Source organism: Pseudomonas sp. GW704-F2 (assembly GCF_059423025.1).
The window spans coordinates 111,773-128,841 of record NZ_JBWKXO010000008.1; the positions used below are offsets into that span (position 1 = coordinate 111,773).

Annotated in this window: 14 protein-coding genes; 7 read left to right on the forward strand and 7 right to left on the reverse strand. The window is 63.5% G+C overall.

Going from position 1 to position 17,069, the window contains the following annotated elements:
- The first annotated feature begins 217 nt into the window (after positions 1-217).
- Positions 218-646: a TM2 domain-containing protein gene (locus AC07W0_RS09375; protein ID WP_102617738.1), complete on the forward strand. Its 429-nt coding sequence runs from the start codon at positions 218-220 to the stop codon at positions 644-646.
- Positions 647-779: 133 nt separating this feature from the next.
- Here AC07W0_RS09375 and AC07W0_RS09380 read toward each other — a convergent pair whose 3' ends face one another.
- The 7 genes from AC07W0_RS09380 to gshB form a co-directional block, all read right to left on the reverse strand.
- Positions 780-2,051: a dihydroorotase gene (locus tag AC07W0_RS09380; protein WP_102617737.1), complete on the reverse strand. Its 1,272-nt coding sequence runs from the start codon at positions 2,049-2,051 to the stop codon at positions 780-782.
- The gene (locus AC07W0_RS09385; protein ID WP_017845002.1) at positions 2,048-3,052 is read right to left on the reverse strand and encodes an aspartate carbamoyltransferase catalytic subunit; all 1,005 of its coding nucleotides are present in this window, start codon (positions 3,050-3,052) and stop codon (positions 2,048-2,050) included. Before AC07W0_RS09385 ends, AC07W0_RS09380 begins: the two co-directional genes overlap by 4 nt.
- A gap of 24 nt (positions 3,053-3,076) precedes the next feature.
- Positions 3,077-3,583 carry a bifunctional pyr operon transcriptional regulator/uracil phosphoribosyltransferase PyrR gene (gene pyrR, locus AC07W0_RS09390; RefSeq protein ID WP_017845001.1) on the reverse strand — a complete coding sequence of 169 codons (507 nt, stop codon included), beginning with the start codon at positions 3,581-3,583 and terminating at the stop codon, positions 3,077-3,079.
- 84 nt (positions 3,584-3,667) lie between these two features.
- A complete protein-coding gene (gene ruvX / locus AC07W0_RS09395) occupies positions 3,668-4,105 on the reverse strand; it encodes a Holliday junction resolvase RuvX (RefSeq protein WP_005792259.1) in 438 nt (145 codons plus the stop codon).
- Positions 4,105-4,674, reverse strand: coding sequence for a YqgE/AlgH family protein (locus AC07W0_RS09400; protein WP_017845000.1), 570 nt, complete (start codon positions 4,672-4,674; stop codon positions 4,105-4,107). The genes ruvX and AC07W0_RS09400 overlap by 1 nt, the downstream gene beginning before the upstream one ends.
- A 197-nt stretch (positions 4,675-4,871) precedes the next feature.
- Positions 4,872-5,777: an energy transducer TonB gene (locus tag AC07W0_RS09405; RefSeq protein WP_017844999.1), complete on the reverse strand. Its 906-nt coding sequence runs from the start codon at positions 5,775-5,777 to the stop codon at positions 4,872-4,874.
- Between the two features lie 77 nt (positions 5,778-5,854).
- Positions 5,855-6,808: a glutathione synthase gene (gshB, locus tag AC07W0_RS09410; protein WP_017844998.1), complete on the reverse strand. Its 954-nt coding sequence runs from the start codon at positions 6,806-6,808 to the stop codon at positions 5,855-5,857.
- A gap of 239 nt (positions 6,809-7,047) precedes the next feature.
- Between gshB and pilG the strand changes: the two genes are divergently transcribed.
- From pilG to AC07W0_RS09440, 6 genes are all read left to right on the forward strand, one after another.
- Positions 7,048-7,455 carry a twitching motility response regulator PilG gene (gene pilG / locus AC07W0_RS09415; RefSeq protein WP_010564379.1) on the forward strand — a complete coding sequence of 136 codons (408 nt, stop codon included), beginning with the start codon at positions 7,048-7,050 and terminating at the stop codon, positions 7,453-7,455.
- Between the two features lie 46 nt (positions 7,456-7,501).
- Positions 7,502-7,867: a twitching motility response regulator PilH gene (gene pilH, locus AC07W0_RS09420; protein WP_017844997.1), complete on the forward strand. Its 366-nt coding sequence runs from the start codon at positions 7,502-7,504 to the stop codon at positions 7,865-7,867.
- Positions 7,868-7,879: 12 nt separating this feature from the next.
- Positions 7,880-8,404: a chemotaxis protein CheW gene (locus AC07W0_RS09425; RefSeq protein WP_046381763.1), complete on the forward strand. Its 525-nt coding sequence runs from the start codon at positions 7,880-7,882 to the stop codon at positions 8,402-8,404.
- On the forward strand, positions 8,401-10,452 hold the full coding sequence (locus AC07W0_RS09430) for a methyl-accepting chemotaxis protein (RefSeq protein WP_017844995.1): 2,052 nt from the start codon (positions 8,401-8,403) through the stop codon (positions 10,450-10,452). Before AC07W0_RS09425 ends, AC07W0_RS09430 begins: the two co-directional genes overlap by 4 nt.
- A gap of 79 nt (positions 10,453-10,531) precedes the next feature.
- Positions 10,532-16,351, forward strand: a complete 5,820-nt coding sequence (locus AC07W0_RS09435) for an Hpt domain-containing protein (protein ID WP_102617736.1) — start codon at positions 10,532-10,534, stop codon at positions 16,349-16,351.
- Positions 16,344-16,799 (forward strand): chemotaxis protein CheW, encoded by a 456-nt coding sequence (locus AC07W0_RS09440; RefSeq protein ID WP_017844993.1) that lies wholly within the window; start codon positions 16,344-16,346, stop codon positions 16,797-16,799. The genes AC07W0_RS09435 and AC07W0_RS09440 overlap by 8 nt, the downstream gene beginning before the upstream one ends.
- Positions 16,800-17,069 lie beyond the last annotated feature (270 nt).

Here is a 17,069-nt window from a genome sequence, read left to right on the forward strand (position 1 = left end):
TATAACAGCTTTTTGTGTCGTTCTCAGGCCGTTTGTCGACTGAACCTTGGGGTCAAACTCAGGAAATACGCGACGAATCGCCGCAATTGTCCTACACAAGTCAGGTGGCATCAGGCTTTCAGGGGAGCGAAGATACCATCGGCCATACGTCGGGCGCATGTAAAAAAGTCACAAAGAAAGTGAAAAAATTTATCTATCGCAGCAAAAGAGGTACGCCATGAACACCTATCGACAGGATGTTTCGCAGCAAGACACCCACAGCAAGGTGATCGGTTACCTGCTCTGGATTTTTGGTTTTACCGGGGCGCATCGCTTCTATTACGGCAAACCCGTCACCGGGACGATCTGGTTTTTCACGTTGGGCTTGCTGGGGATCGGCTGGCTGATCGACTTGTTCCTGATTCCGGCGATGGACCGTGAAGCCGACCTGCGTTTTACCGCCGGCCCGATCGAATACAACGTGGCCTGGATTCTGTTGGCGTTTCTCGGCGTGTTCGGTGTACACCGGATGTACCAGGGCAAATGGGTCACCGGCCTGCTGTACCTGCTGACCGGCGGCCTGTTCCTGGTGGGGGTGTTGTATGACTTCTGGACGTTGAATACGCAGATATCGATCCGTAACGCCGAGTTAAGAGGCGGGCGCTGATCTCTCAAGCTCTATAGAGAACCCAATGTGGGAGGGGGCTTGCCCCCGATGGCGGTGGACCAGTCAGCTTATCTGTAGCTGACCCACTGCTATCGGGGGCAAGCCCCCTCCCACATTTTTTACCGAGCCCGCTTTAGGCCTGGTAGCTGATGCGTCCGTCCACCAGGGTGTAGCGCACGCTCGCCGGCAGGCTATGGCCGATGAACGGGCAGTTTTCGCCCTTGGACAGCCAGTGCTCGCCGGCAATCGTCGAGCTGGCCGGATCGAACAGCACCAGGTCCGCCGCCGCCCCCACCGCCAACTTGCCCGCTGGCAGGCGCAAGGCTTCGGCAGGGCCTGCACTCAGGCGCGCCAGCAGCGTCGGCAGGTCGAGCAAGCCATCCTCCACCAGCGTCATCGCCAGCGGCAGCAACAGCTCGACGCTGCTGATACCCGGCTCGGTCGCGCCGAACGGTGCCAGCTTGGCATCGCGCTCGTGGGGCTGGTGATGGCTGGAAATCGCCGACACCACACCGGACTTCACCGCCGCACGCAAACCCTCGCGGTCGGCACGGGTGCGCAGCGGTGGTTGTACGTGATACAGGCTGGAGAAGTCGATCAGCGCCTCGTCCGTCAGGATCAACTGATACAGCGCCACGTCTGCCGTCACTGGCAACCCACGGGCCTGGGCCTGGGCGATCAGGTCTACGCCGCGGGCGCTGGTCAGTTGGCTGAAGTGCGCACGCACGCCGCTTTGTTCCACCAGCAGCAGATCGCGGGCCAGGGCCACGGTTTCCGCGGTCTCCGGGATGCCCGGCAGGCCGAGGAAGCTGGCCACGGCGCCTTCATGGGCCAGGCCGCCTTCGGCCAGGTCGCGGTCCTGGGAGTGGAAGATCACAGTCAGGTCGAAGGTGGCCGCGTATTCCAGGGCACGGCACAGCGTGCGGGTGCTGCGGAAACTCTCCAGGCCGTTGCCGAAGGCCACGCAACCGGCATCGCGCAGCGCGATCAGTTCGGCCAGTTGCTCGCCTTCCAGGCCTTTGCTCAGGGCGCCGATGGGGAACACTTTGCAATTGCCGGCTTCGCGGGCGCGGTCGAGGATCAGCTCGGCCACGGCCGAGGTGTCCAGCACCGGTTTGGTGTGCGGCGGGCAGCACAGGCTGGTGACGCCACCGGCGGCGGCGGCGCGGGTTTCGCTGGTGATGTTGCCTTTGCGGCTGTAACCCGGCTCGCGCAGGGCGACGTTCAGGTCGACCAGGCCAGGCGCGGCCACCAGGCCCTTGGCGTCGAGGGTCTCACTGGCGCTGAAGCCAGCGGGCGCAGCGCCGATGGCGATGATCTTGCCGGCTTCCAGATGAAGATCGGTGACTTGATCCAGGCCACTGGCCGGATCAATGACGCGGGCGCCGAGAATGCTGAGCTTCACTGGGCCTTCTCCTGCTCGAATTGACGTTGCGCGGTTTGCCCGCTCATGGCCATGGACAGCACCGCCATGCGTATGGCGATGCCGTAGGTCACCTGGTTGAGAATCACCGACTGGTTGCCGTCGGCCACCGCCGATTCGATCTCCACCCCTCGGTTGATCGGCCCCGGGTGCATCACGATGGCATCCGGCTTGGCTCCGGCCAGGCGCGTGGTGGTCAGGCCGAACAGGCGGTAGAACTCGCCTTCGCTCGGCAACAGGCCACCGGACATGCGTTCGCGTTGCAGGCGCAGCATGATCACCACGTCCACATCCTTGAGGCCTTCGGTCATGTCGGTGTAGACCTTCACGCCGTATTGCTCGATGCCGATCGGCAGCAGGGTTTTCGGCGCGATCACGCGGATATCCGGGCAACCCAGGGTTTTCAGGGCCAGCATGTTCGAGCGCGCTACCCGCGAGTGCAGGATGTCGCCGACGATGGCCACCGAAAGGTTTTCAAAGCTGCCTTTGTGCCGACGGATGGTGAGCATGTCGAGCATGCCCTGGGTCGGGTGGGCGTGACGGCCGTCGCCGCCGTTAATGATCGCCACCTGCGGGCAGACGTGCTCGGCGATGAAGTGCGCGGCGCCGGAGTCGCCGTGGCGCACCACGAACATGTCGGCGGCCATCGCTTCAAGGTTGCGCAGGGTGTCGAGCAGGGTCTCGCCCTTGCTCGCCGACGAGGTCGACACGTTCAGTGTGATCACGTCGGCCGACAGGCGCTGGGCCGCCAGTTCGAAGGTGGTGCGGGTGCGCGTGGAGTTCTCGAAGAACACATTGCAGATGGTCTTGCCGCGCAGCAGCGGGACCTTCTTCACCGCGCGGCCACCGACTTCGAGGAACGAGTCGGCGGTGTCGAGGATTTCGGTGAGCAGTTCGCGGGGCAAACCGTCGAGGGACAAGAAGTGTTGCAACTGGCCCTGAGCATTGAGCTGCAGCGGGCGCTTGGCATCTAGAGGCGTCATCGCGGGGACTCTTTACAAGGCGGTTTAAAGGGCAAGGTCTTGCAGTTCGAGTACGAGCGGCGTGGGACCGGACAATTTTACCCGCTGCTGGGCTGAAAGCGACAGGGTCGCGCCGACCACATCCGGGCTGATCGGCAACTCGCCGGCGTCCAGGTCCAGCAGGCAGACCAGCGTCACGCTGGCGGGGCGGCCGTAGTCGAACAGCTCGTTCAGCGCGGCGCGGACGGTGCGGCCGCTCATCAGCACGTCATCGATCAGCACCAGGTGCTGGCCTTCGATCTCGAACGGCAGGGCCGACGGGCGCACTTGCGGGTGCAGGCCGTTCTGGCTGAAGTCGTCGCGGTAGAAGGACACATCCAGCGTACCCAGCGGCGAATCGTTGCCCAGCTCTTGCAGCAGCGCCTGAGCCACCCACACGCCACCCGTGCGAATGCCGATGAAGCGCGGCTCGCTGATGCCACGGTGTTTCAGATGGGCCTTGAGGCGAATCGCCATCTGGCTGATCAGTTCGGCGGGGTTTGGCAGGCTCATGGTCGCTCCTTCAAGGCCTTGCGCGGCAGGGGTTGCCAGCAAGGACCGGGCTCAAACGTAAAAAGACGCGGCAAGCCGCGTCAGTCAGGATTCAAATAACGCGGTGTTTTCATCCAGCCAACCCTGCAACAGCAAGGCCGCGGCGATGGCGTCCACCGGGTTGTCGCGGTAGCTGCCTTTCTGCCCGCCACGGTCGCGGCGCTCACCCTTGGCTTCGAAGGTCGTCAGGCGCTCATCGTGGGTATAAAAGGGCAGGTTGTAGCGGCCGTTGAGGCGGCGCGCGAACTTTTCGGCGCGCAGGCACATGTCGCTGGGGGTGCCGTCCATGTTCAAGGGCAGGCCGACCACCACCGCGTCGGGCTTCCACTCCTTGATCAGGGCTTCGACCTGGTTCCAGTCCGGTATGCCGTTCTGGGCTTTCAAGGTACACAGCTCGCGGGCCTGGCCGGTGATGACCTGGCCGACAGCGACGCCGATCTGTTTGGTGCCGTAGTCAAAACCGAGGATCAGACGCAAGGCCATCAGGCGTGCCCCGCCTGGCTGGTCAGCAGGCTGAGGTTGACCCGCAGCTTGGCCGCGGCCGCGTCCAGGCGCAGTTCGGCGGCAGTGTTGAACAGAATGTCGGCATCGTAGGGGCAGGTCAGCCAGGCGTTACTGGCCAGCTCGGCCTCCAGTTGCCCGGCTTCCCAGCCAGCGTAGCCGAGGGTGATCACACTCTGTTCGGGGCCGACGCCGTCGGCAATGGCGAACAACACGTCCTGGGATGTGGACAGCGACACGCCGTCGAGGTCCACCGTGGCCTGGAACTTCGGCCCGGTCGGGTGCAGCACAAAGCCGCGATCGGTCTGCACCGGCCCGCCGATATAGATCGGCACGCCCTGGCAGCGGGCTGGCGGGTCGATCTCCGGGCGCAGTTGCTCGAGGATATCGGCCAGGTTCAGCTCCTGCGGGCGGTTCACCACCAACCCCATGGCACCATTGGCCGTGTGCTCGACAATGTAGGTCAAGGTCTGCGCAAAGTTCGGGTCGGCCATATGGGGCATGGCGATCAGGAATTGGTGCTTGAGGTAGGTCGGGCTGACATTTTTCATGTCCGCTAGTGTGGCGTTGGAGGGGCGAACTGACAAGCTGGGAGTGATCCGAATACAGCGCCGTCGCCTTTTCTGTAGGAGCGAGCTTGCTCGCGAAAAACGCCAACGATAACGAAGTGCTCCAGGTAGAACCGCGTCGCTCTCAAGTTTTTCGCGAGCAAGCTCGCTCCTACAGTGATTGGTGTTGATTGGGGTTATCAGTTGCTGGACAGGCGGTCGCCCTTGGCAAACCGCCAGGTGCGGATGATTTCCAGGCGGTCCACGTCATTCAGGTCGCCGCTGAACGGCGCAAAAGGCGCGGCCAGGCGCACGATGCGCTGGGCGGCCTGGTCCAGCAGCGGCTGGCCGGACGATTCGAGTACCTGCACTTCATATAACGTGCCGTCGCGGTTGATCGACACCAGCAAGCGCAAATTGCCATAAATCTGCTGGCGGCGCGCTTCATCCGGGTAGTTGAGGTTGCCGATGCGTTCGACCTTCTTGCGCCACTCGTCCTTATACCAGGCGCCTTTGTCGCGCATGGTGGACGCCGCGTTCAGGCGGTAGATGCGCGGGCGCTTGGCGTACAGCTGTTGCTCATTGGCCAGTTCGGCTTCGAGGCTGGAGATCTGGTCGGAGAGCTGCGAGCTGTCGAAGGTCGGCGCCGGCTTGACGGGCTCGGGTCGCGGTTCGGTCTTGGTTTTCTCGCGCTGGGTCGCGGCTTTTTGCGGTTTCGGCGCGACGGTGGTCACCACAGGCTTGGGCGCGGCCTGGGGGACCTCGGGCTTGGGCGTCGGCGGCGGGGAGACTTTATTTACCTTGTTGTCCTGGAACGGCGCCACTTCGGTGGTCTTGGGCACGGCTTTCTTGTCCAGCGTGCCGCTGCCCTGCTGATTGTCCTGGGCGAGAAAATCGGCCTTCTCGGGCTTCTTTTCGCTCTTGAACGTGGCGAGGGTGATTTCCAGGGTCTTGGTGATTTGCTTGGGTTCGACCATGGTGAAACCCACGCCGAGGATCAGCGCCAGGTGGATCAATGCCGCGAGAAACAGGGTAAATCCGAGCCGATCAGCCGGGCGCACGCCGCTGGGGGAGGGTTCGAAGGGCAGATCGGACGGGAGTGTCATGACAAGAAAACCAACATCGCGTGTTTCACAGGTGGCGCATGATAACGCAATGTTGGCGGGTGTCCGGCTGTTCTATGTCACTTGGCTTGTAGCTTGCGCTCAATCGCGGCCATCAGCATTTCGCCGATGTTCGTGCCAAATGCATTGTCGATCTCGCGAATACAGGTCGGGCTGGTGACGTTGATTTCGGTGAGGTGTTCACCAATTACGTCGAGGCCTACGAACAGCAAACCTTTTTCCCGCAGGGTCGGGCCGACCTGGGAAGCAATCCAGCGGTCCTTGTCCGACAAAGGCCGGGCTTCGCCACGACCGCCGGCCGCCAGGTTGCCGCGGGTCTCGCCGGCTGCCGGGATGCGCGCCAGGCAATAATCCACCGGTTCGCCGTCGATCATCAGGATGCGCTTGTCGCCGTCCTTGATCGCCGGCAGATAAGCCTGGCCCATGATCTGCTGGGTGCCCAGGGCGGTCAGGGTTTCGAGGATCACCGACAGGTTCGGGTCGCCGGCGCGGTGGCGGAAGATCGAGGTGCCGCCCATGCCGTCCAGCGGTTTGAGGATCACATCGCCGTGCTTGGCGGCGAATTCGCGCAGCACATCGGCGCGGCGGCTGACCACGGTCGGCGGCGTGCAGTGCGGGAACAGCGTGGCGAACAGCTTCTCATTGCAGTCACGCAGGCTCTGCGGCTTGTTGACGATCAGCACGCCGGCGCGCTCGGCCTGCTCCAGCAGGTAGGTGGAGTAGACGAATTCCATGTCGAACGGCGGGTCCTTGCGCATCAGGATCACGTCCAGGTCGCTCAGGGGGCTGTCGATTTCGTCTTGCAGTTCGAACCACTTTTCAGGGTTGGCGAACACCTCGAGCGGACGCATCCGCGCACGCGCCTCGCCGTCGCCCTGGTAAAGGTCGCGCTGTTCCATATAGAACAGGCTCCAGCCGCGGGCCTGGGCGGCCAGGAGCATGGCCAGCGAGCTGTCCTTTTTATAGGAAATGCTGGCGATAGGGTCCATGACAATGCCGACGCGAACGCTCATGGGGGATTTCCTCTAGCAAATTAGGGCGCATAAAAGTGGCGTCAGAGTGGCGCTGCGACTGTTGTGGGTCAAGGAAAAACCACCTGGCGGGTCGCTCGATAGATTGCTCCACGAGACTGTGCTAAAAAGACTGCCACGGCGCAGCAGCCCCTGAATTCCAAGGCTTGTGACGCTCATCCTGGGCAGTATCAGGCCGTACACACCGAAAACCGATTCGCTGTGGCGATGGTAGAGCAGATATGGAACAGCATTCCAACGCCTTGAGAGTGATGGTGATCGACGATTCGAAAACGATCCGCCGCACCGCCGAAACCCTGTTGAAGAACGTGGGCTGCGATGTCATCACGGCCATCGATGGTTTCGATGCCCTGGCCCGGATTGTGGATCATCACCCGCACATTATCTTTGTCGACATCATGATGCCGCGCCTGGATGGCTATCAGACGTGCGCCTTGGTGAAGAACAACCCGGCGTTCAAGTCGATCCCGGTGATCATGCTGTCTTCCAAGGACGGCCTGTTCGACAAGGCCAAGGGGCGTATCGTCGGTGTCGATCAGTTTTTGACCAAGCCTTTCAGCAAGGAAGAACTGCTGGGCGCGATCAAGGCCTACGTGCCGGGTTTCGCCGCAGTAGAACAAGCACACTGACGCAACCTCACAAGGGCGTGCGTCTTCCAATGTAGTGGGGAAAACCATGGCACGTGTTCTGATCGTCGACGATTCGCCGACCGAAATGTACAAACTGACCGGCATGCTGGAAAAGCACGGTCATCAGGTCTTGAAAGCGGAAAACGGTGCCGACGGCGTGGCCCTGGCCCGCCAGGAAAAGCCCGACGCGGTCTTGATGGACATCGTGATGCCGGGCCTCAATGGCTTCCAGGCCACCCGCCAGCTGTCCAAGGAGCGGGAAACCAATGGCATCCCGATCATCATCATCACCACCAAGGACCAGGAAACCGACAAAATCTGGGGCGCGCGCCAGGGCGCCAAGGATTACCTGACCAAGCCGGTGGACGAAGCCACGCTGATCGCCACCCTGAACAAGGTCTTGGCCCGCTGACGGCACGCCATCATGACCGAGTCGCTAACCGCCTTCGAGCTGCTGCTGGACATCGACCGCCGCTGTCGCCTGCTGGCCGCTGACCTGCCGTCCCAGGAAACCCGCCTGCAAGGCTGGAGCGGGATCGGCTTTCGCGTGGGCGAACAGTGGTTTGTCGCGCCCATGCGCGAAGTCGCCGAAGTGCTGCATGAGCCGCGCTGCACTTTAATGCCCGGGGTCAAGACCTGGATCAGAGGAGTCGCTAACCTGCGTGGGCGCCTGCTGCCGGTGATGGATCTCGGCGGGTTCCTCGGCCATGCGCTGTCCAAGGCAGACAAGCAGCGGCGGGTATTGGTCGTGGAATACCAGGACATATTTATCGGGCTGCTGGTGGACGAGGTGGTGGGTATGCAGCATTTCGCACAAGACGCCTTGTTGCCCAGCGCCACCCCCGGCGTACCCTTTATCAGTGGCCGGTTCGACGCTGATCAGCAATGGCAGGTCTTCAGCCCCTTCGCTCTGGCCCAGGCCCCTGGCTTCATGGATGTTGCCGCATGACCACCGCTACCACGCCCAAACCCCAGGCAGGCTCACGCAGCCGCTCGCAGATCATCGTGCTGTTTATTGCGCTGATCGTGTTCATCATGTTGCTGTTCGCCAACTTCGCGTACCTCAACACCCAGTCCACCTACGACAAGCAGTACATCGGCCACGCCGGTGAGTTGCGGGTGCTGTCCCAGCGTATCGCCAAGAACGCCACCGAAGCCGCCGCCGGCAAGGCCGCGGCGTTCAAGTTGCTGGCGGAGGCGCGCAATGACTTTGCCCGCCGCTGGGGTTACCTGAAAAAGGGCGACCCGGCCACCGGCCTGCCCGCCGCGCCCAGTGCGGTACGTGCAGAGATGCGGGCGGTGCAGACCGACTGGGAAGCGCTGCTGAAAAACACCGACGCGATCCTCGCCAGCGAACAGACCGTGCTGTCGTTGCATCAAGTTGCCGCGACCCTGGCCGAAACCGTGCCGCAACTGCAGATGGAATCGGAAAAGGTCGTGGATATCCTGCTGCAACGCGGCGCCCCGGCCAGCCAGGTGGCCTTGGCCCAGCGCCAGTCGCTGCTGGCCGAACGGATCCTGGGGGCGGTCAACACCGTGCTGGCCGGTGACGAAACCGCCGCGCAGGCCGCCGATGCCTTTGGCCGCGATGCCAACCGCTTCGGCCAGGTGCTCACCGGCATGCTCCAGGGCAACCCCGGGCTGCGCATCACCCAGGTCGAGGACCACGACGCACGGGCGCGCCTGGCGGAAATCGCCGAGCTGTTCGAGTTTGTCTCCGGCTCCGTGGACGAGATCCTCGAAACCTCGCCGCAACTGTTCCAGGTCCGGGCCTCGGCGAGCAATATTTTCAACCTCTCGCAAACCCTGCTCGATGAAGCCTCGCTCCTGGCCACCGGCTTTGAAAACCTCGCCGGCGGGCGCAGCTTCGACACGATCGGTGGCTATGTGCTGGGCTTGCTGGCGCTGGCCTCGATCATCCTGATCGGCCTGGTGATGGTCCGCGCCACCAACCAGCAACTGCGGGAGACCGCCGAGAAGAACGAGCGCAACCAGAACGCGATCATGCGCCTGCTGGATGAAATCGAAGACCTGGCCGACGGCGACCTCACCGTGACGGCCTCGGTGACCGAAGACTTCACCGGCACCATCGCCGACTCCATCAACTATTCCGTGGACCAACTGCGCGACCTTGTCGCTACCATCAACCTCACCGCCGGCCAGGTCGCCGGCGCGGTGCAGGACACCCAGGCCACCGCCATGCACCTGGCGCAGGCCTCGGAGCATCAGGCCCAGCAAATCGCCGAGGCTTCCACCGCGATCAAGCAGATGGCCCAGTCGATCGATCAGGTGTCGGCGAACGCGGCTGAATCCTCGGCGGTGGCCGAGCGCTCGGTGGAAATCGCCAACAAGGGCAATGAAGTGGTACACAACACCATCCACGGCATGGACAACATTCGCGAGCAGATCCAGGACACCGCCAAGCGCATCAAGCGCCTGGGCGAGTCGTCCCAGGAGATCGGCGACATTGTCAGCCTGATCGATGACATCGCCGACCAGACCAACATCCTTGCGCTCAACGCCGCGATCCAGGCAAGCATGGCCGGGGATGCCGGGCGCGGCTTCGCGGTGGTTGCCGATGAAGTGCAACGCCTGGCCGAACGCTCCTCGGCGGCCACGCGGCAGATCGAAACCCTGGTGCGGGCGATCCAGGCCGACACCAACGAAGCCGTCATCTCGATGGAGCAGACCACCACTGAAGTGGTGCGCGGCGCACGGCTGGCCCAGGACGCCGGGGTGGCGCTGGAAGAGATCGAAGGCGTGTCGAAAACCCTGGCGGCGCTGATCCAGAGTATTTCCAACGCGGCGCAGCAACAGACGTCGTCGGCGGGGCAGATCTCGCTGACCATGAACGTCATCCAGCAGATCACCAGCCAGACCTCATCGGGCTCGACCGCCACCGCCGAGAGCATCGGCAACCTGGCGAAAATGGCCAGCCAGCTGCGCCGCTCAGTATCGGGCTTCACCCTCCCGGCTGCTAAGCAGGCTGATGATTGAAATGCAATCCAAATGTGGGAGGGAGCTTGCTCTTTGTTTCAAGAACACCAGCAACTCATGAATTCTAAGCGGAGCAGTTATGGTTGATCGGCACGACTACGTGGCCCTCGAATGGGTCAAGGGCGACATTGCCGAAACCCTGAAACAGGCCCGTTCGGCGCTGGACGCGTTTGTCGAAACCACCGACAACGACACCCTCGGCGACTGCCTGGCGTGCATCCATCAAGTGCATGGCGCCTTGCAAATGGTCGAGTTCTACGGCGCGGCGCTGCTCGCCGAAGAAATCGAAGCCCTGGCTCTGGCCCTGCAGGCCGGGCGCGTCAGCCAGCGCGATGAAAGCATCCGCCTGCTACAACAAGCCCTCGGTCAATTGCCGCTGTACCTGGACCGCATCCACAGCGCGCGTCGCGACTTGCCGCTGGTGGTGTTGCCGCTGCTCAACGACCTGCGCAGTGCGCGCGGCGAAAGCCTGTTGTCCGAAACCAGCCTGTTCAGCCCGCAACTGCTGTCGATTGCTCCGTTGTCCGAAGAAACGCTGGCGCAACGCGCGCCGCCCGACCTGAACGAGCAAGTGCGCCAGTGGCACCTGCTGCTGCAACAAGCCCTGGCCGGGTTGCTGCGCGAAGATCACGGCCCGAGCAACCTGGAAGACATGGCGCGAGTCTTCGCCCGCCTCGAAGCGCTGTGCCAGGGCGCGCCGCTGTTGCCGCTGTGGCAAGTCACCTCGGCGCTGGTCGAGGGCATGTTGACCGGCGTGATCGCCAACAGCCCGGCGCTGCGCAGCCTACTCAAGGCCAGCGACAAGCAACTCAAGCGCCTGCTCGTCCAGGGCATTGGCGGCATCAACCAGCCGGCGCCGGATGAACTGCTCAAGAGCCTGCTGTTCTACGTCGCCAAAGTCACCCGGCCAACGCCGCGCATGCAAAGCCTGAAAGAACGCTACGGCCTCGATGAAGCCTTGCCCGACAGCGCCGTGGTTGATGCCGAACGGGCGCGCCTGGCCGGGCCGGACCGCAATGCGATGGGCTCGGTGCTCGGCGCGTTGTGCGAGGAGCTGGTGCGGGTCAAGGAACGCCTCGACCTGTTCGTGCGCAGCGACCGTCAACACACCAGCGACCTCGATGCGCTGTTGGCGCCGCTGCGGCAAATCGCCGATACCCTCGCGGTGCTGGGCTTTGGCCAGCCGCGCAAAGTTATCATCGACCAGCTTGCGGTGGTGTTGAGCCTGGCCCAGGGCCAGCGCGAACCCAACGATGCGGTGCTGATGGATGTCGCCGGCGCCTTGCTCTACGTCGAAGCCACGCTGGCCGGGATGGCGGGCACGGTCGAGCCGGAAAACCGCGAAGAAAGCCGCCTGCCCACCACCGACCTGACGCAGATTCATCAGTTGGTGATCCGCGAGTCCTGCCAGTGCCTCAAGCAAGCCAAAGAGCTGGTGATCGACTGCATCGACGCTCAGTGGGAGCGCCAGCGCCTGGAGTCCCTGCCGGAGCTGTTGAGCCAGGTGCGCGGCGCCCTGGCGATGATTCCACTGCCACGCGCAGCGAGCCTGATGCGCGGTTGCACTGATTACGTCGATGAACAACTGATGATCAACGACGCAGTGCCGTCCGCAGAGCAGCTGGAGCATTTCGCCGACGTGATCAGCGGCCTGGAGTACTACCTGGAGCGCATGCTCCAAGACCCCGACGCCGCTGGCGAACGGGTGCTGGAGCTGGCCACCCGGGGCCTGGCCGCGCTGGGTTATCTGCCTGCCGAAAAGCCCTGGCGCCAGGCGCTGGTGGCGCCGGATGGTGCGCTGTCGAGCGAGAGCACGCCGAGCCAGTCCCAGTTCGACGCGCTGGCCAATCCCGCTTCGCGCTTGAACCCGCCCGCCCTGCAACGCCCCGGCAGCCTGCTGCCGCCGCCGGCCGGTGAAGAGCCGATCGACGACGAACTGCGTGAAGTGTTCCTCGAAGAGACCGCCGAAGTCCTCGAGGTGCTGCACCACCATCTGCCGAGCGGCGTCGATAAAACCGCCCTCGGCGAAATGCGCCGTGCCTTCCACACCCTCAAAGGCAGCGGCCGCATGGTGCGGGCCCTGGTGCTGGCGGAACTGGCCTGGGCCGTGGAGAACCTGCTCAACCGCGTGCTGGAGCGCAGCGTGGCCGCCGGCCCCGAGGTGCAACAGGTGCTGGATGAAGCAGTGGCCCTGCTGCCGGAACTGATCGCCGACTTCGCCGCCGGTGCCCAGCGCCAGCGGGACGCGGTCGACGCCCTGGCCGCGCGCGCCCACGCGTTGGCCAGCGGCACTGCCGTGGCGGCTGCCGAACCCCATGACCCGATGCTGCTGGAGATCTTCCGCAACGAAGTCCAGAGCCACCTCGACAGCCTCAACCATTTCCTGCGCCAGGCCGCCGAGCATGTGCCGCTGCAAGTCAGCGATGAGCTGCAACGCGCCTTGCACACCCTCAAAGGCAGCGCCTACATGGCCGGCGTGCTGCCGATCGCCGAACTGGCGCGCCCGCTCGATCACCTGACCCGCGAGTACAAGGCCCACCGCCTGCCGTTGGACCTGGATGAAGTGGAACTGCTGCTGGAGGCCGAGGGCCTGTTCCAACGGGGCTTGCGCCAGTTGAACGGCGACCCGCTGATGCCGATCCAAGGGGCCGCCGACCTGATCGGTCGCACCCAAAGCCTGCTCGATCAGCAGCTTCAAGCCCAGCTCGAAGCGCCGAGCACCGGGCTGCGGATCAAGCGTGATCCGCAACTGATCAACAACTTCCTGGCCCAGGGCATGGACATCCTGCTCGATGCCGAAAGCCTGCTGCGCCGCTGGCAACAACACCCCGGCGAACGCCAGGAACTGACCGCGCTGCTGGACGAATTGACCACCCTGGGGCAGGGCGCGCACCTCGCCGACCTGCACGCCATCGACGAACTGTGCGAAGCCCTGCTCGACCTTTACGGCGCCGTGGAAGAAAGCAGCCTGGCGGTCAGCGAGCGGTTTTTCCAGGAGGCCGAACAGGCCCACGAAGCGCTGATCAACATGCTCGACCAACTGGCCGCCGGCCAGGAAATCAGCCCGGCCCCGGCGCGCATGCAAGCCTTGCGCGAGCTGCTGGATGGCGCCCTCGACCCGTCCGCCACCGGCCTGATCAAAAGCGACGGCAGCCGTGCGCTGAGCATCTCCGAACTGGGCGCCGCGACGGCCCGGCTGGATCGGCACGCGGTGGTAGATGATGAGATCGTCGAGATCTTCCTCGAAGAAGCTGTGGATATCCTCGACAGCGCCGGGCAATCCCTCAAGCGCTGGTTGCTGGAACCCGAGGGCGTAGCACCGTTGACCTCGTTGCAGCGCGATATGCACACCCTCAAGGGCGGCGCGCGCATGGCCGAAATCGGGCCGGTCGGCGACCTTGCCTACGAGCTGGAAGGCCTTTACGAAGGTCTGGCGGACCGCCGCTACAGCTATTCCGGCGAGCTGTCCCAGGTACTGATGTCCAGTCATGAGCACTTGGCGTTGCAGTTGGATCAGCTACAAGAGCATCAGGCGCTGAGCGATTCCAGTGAGTTGATCGCCAAAGTCCGGGCGTTGCGCCACAGCGGTTCGCCCACGGCGCCGGTCGCGGCCGCGCATACCTTGGGCATCGACCCTGAATTGCTGGATATCTTCCTCGAAGAAGCTGCCGACATTCTCGACAGCTCGGGCGCGGCGTTGCTGCGCTGGCAGGCTGAGCCCCATAACCGCCAGGAAGTCGAAACCCTGCTGCGCGACCTGCACACCCTCAAGGGCGGTGCGCGCATGGTCGAGATCGGCCCGATCGGCGACTTGGCCCATGAGCTGGAGTTTCTCTACGAAGGCTTGTCCTCCGGTTTGCTCGTGGCGTCCTCTGAGTTGTTCGCCTTGCTGCAAGGTTGTCACGACCGCCTGGCGCAGATGATCGATGCGGTGGCGGCGGGCTTGCCGGTGGGCTCGGTGGACAAACTCATCGAGCGCATCAAGAGCCTGGTCCACCCCAGCGATGAGCCGGTGGCGGCGGTGGCGTTGGTGACGGGCAAGGCCGAAGCGGCTGTCGAACCGACGGCCGACATGGTGAAAATCTCCGCCGACCTGCTGGACGACCTGGTCAACCTGGCCGGTGAAACTTCGATCTTCCGTGGCCGAATCGAACAGCAGGTCAACGACGCGCAGGTTGCCCTCAATGAGGTGGAAACCACCCTCGAGCGCATGCGCGACCAACTGCGTCGGCTCGACAGCGAAACCCAGGGCCGCCTCTTCAGCCGTCAGCAGGCCGAAGCCGAGCGCTTGGACTATGACGAATTCGACCCGCTGGAAATGGACCGTCATTCACAGTTGCAGCAACTGTCCCGGGCGTTGTTCGAGTCTGCCTCCGACTTGCTCGACCTCAAGGAAACCCTCGAACGCCGCAACCAGGATGCCCACGACCTGTTGCAGCAACAGGCGCGCATCAACACCGAATTGCAAGAAGGCCTGATGCGAACGCGCATGGTGCCCTTTGAACGCATGCTGCCGCGCCTCAAGCGCATCGTGCGCCAGGTCGCGCAGGAGTTGGGCAAGGACGTGGAATTCGTGGTCGGCAATGCCGAGGGCGAGATGGACCGCAACGTGCTGGAACGCATGGTCGCGCCGCTGGAACATATGCTGCGCAACGCCGTCGATCACGGCCTGGAATCCCGCGAGGCGCGGCTGCTGGCCGGCAAGCCCGAGAAGGGCCGCGTCACCCTGGACCTGACCCACGAAGGCGGCGATATCCTCTTCGACCTGCGCGACGACGGTGCCGGCGTGTCTCTCGATGCGGTACGGCGCAAGGCGATCAAGCGCGGCCTGCTCGCCGCTGATCAAGAGATCAGCGACCATGACGTGTTGCAGTTCATCCTGCAGCCGGGGTTCTCCACCGCGGAAAAGATCACCCAGATTTCCGGGCGTGGCGTGGGCATGGACGTGGTGCATGAAGAAGTGCGCCAGCTTGGCGGCTCGATGTTTATCGATTCGATACCGGGGGCGGGCGTGCATTTTCGTATTCGCCTGCCGTTCACCGTGTCGGTCAACCGTGCGCTGATGGTGCAGTGCGCGGACGATCAATACGCGATGCCGCTCAACACCATCGAAGGCCTGGTGCGTGTGCTGCCCCATGAGCTGGAAGGGCACTATCAACTGGACCCGCCGCGTTATGAATACGCTGGCCAGCGCTATGAGCTGTTTTACCTCGGTGACCTGTTGCACACGGTCGCCCGCCCGAAACTGCTGGGCCAGTACCAACCGTTGCCGGTGCTGTTGGTGCAGTACAACGAACGGCACGTGGCGGTGCAGGTAGACAGCATGGCGGGGAGCCGGGAAATCGTGGTCAAGGGCCTGGGGCCGCAGTTTGCCGGGGTGAAGGGGCTCTCCGGGGCGACCATTCTCGGCGATGGCCGCGTGGTCTTGATCATCGACCTGCTCGCCCACATCCGCGCCCGGCAACCGGCCTTGCCGGCCCAGGTGGTGGACGTCCCGCTGCTGCTCAACGCGCCGCTGAAAAAGCGCCCGCTGCTGGTGCTGGTGGTGGACGACTCGGTCACCGTGCGCAAAGTCACCAGCCGCCTGCTCGAGCGCAACGGCATGAACGTCCTCACCGCCAAGGACGGCATCGACGCCATGGCCGTGCTGGAAGAACACACCCCGGACCTGATGCTGCTGGACATCGAAATGCCGCGCATGGACGGTTTCGAAGTGGCCATCCAGGTGCGCAACGACCCACGGCTGATGCGCTTGCCGATCATCATGATCACCTCCCGTACCGGCCAGAAGCACCGCGACCGCGCCATGGCCATCGGCGTCAACGACTACCTCGGCAAGCCGTATCAGGAGTCGGTGCTGCTGGAAAGCATCGCCTATTGGAGTAAGTCCCATGCTTGACCACCGCACCAGCCAACTCACCGGCCTGCTCCTGCCCCTCGCCGACCGCCACCTGGTGCTGCCCAACGTCGCCATCGCTGAACTGATCGACTTCCAGCGCGGCGAACCGGCCAGCGACGCACCGCCCTGGTACCTGCGGCAAGTGACCTGGCGCGACCGGCAATTGCCGCTGATCAGCTTCGAAGCGGCCTGCGGTGAAGCCAGCGTGACCGGCGAGCGCTCGCGCATCGTCGTGCTGAACGCCCTGGGCGGGCGGCCGTCATTGAAGTTCATTGCGATGGTGATCCAGGGGATTCCCCGCTCCTACAAACTCGATAGCCAGTTGAGCTACGTGGATGTGCCGCTGTGCCCGCTGGAACTGGCGGCGGTGCAGGTGGGGGAGCATGTGGCGAAAGTGCCGGATTTGATGGGGTTAGAAGCCCTGCTGGTTGAATCCGGCCTGGCCTGAACATAAGCCTTGCGATGATCCCGATGTGGGAGGGGGCTTGCTCCCACACAGGTTGGCGTTGAGCGCACTGATGTCAGAATTGAATGTTGTTTATGTAGGCAAGTTCTTTGCCTGGATTGGACAGGTTTTCTGGCCTGAATGGGACTCCCTTTTGGGGACCGCTATTTAAAAGACACCGCCGAACAAATGTGGGAGGGGGCTTGCCCCCGATGGCGGTGTGTCAGTCTCAGTATCTGTAACTGAGCCACTGCCATCGGGGGCGAGCCTCTG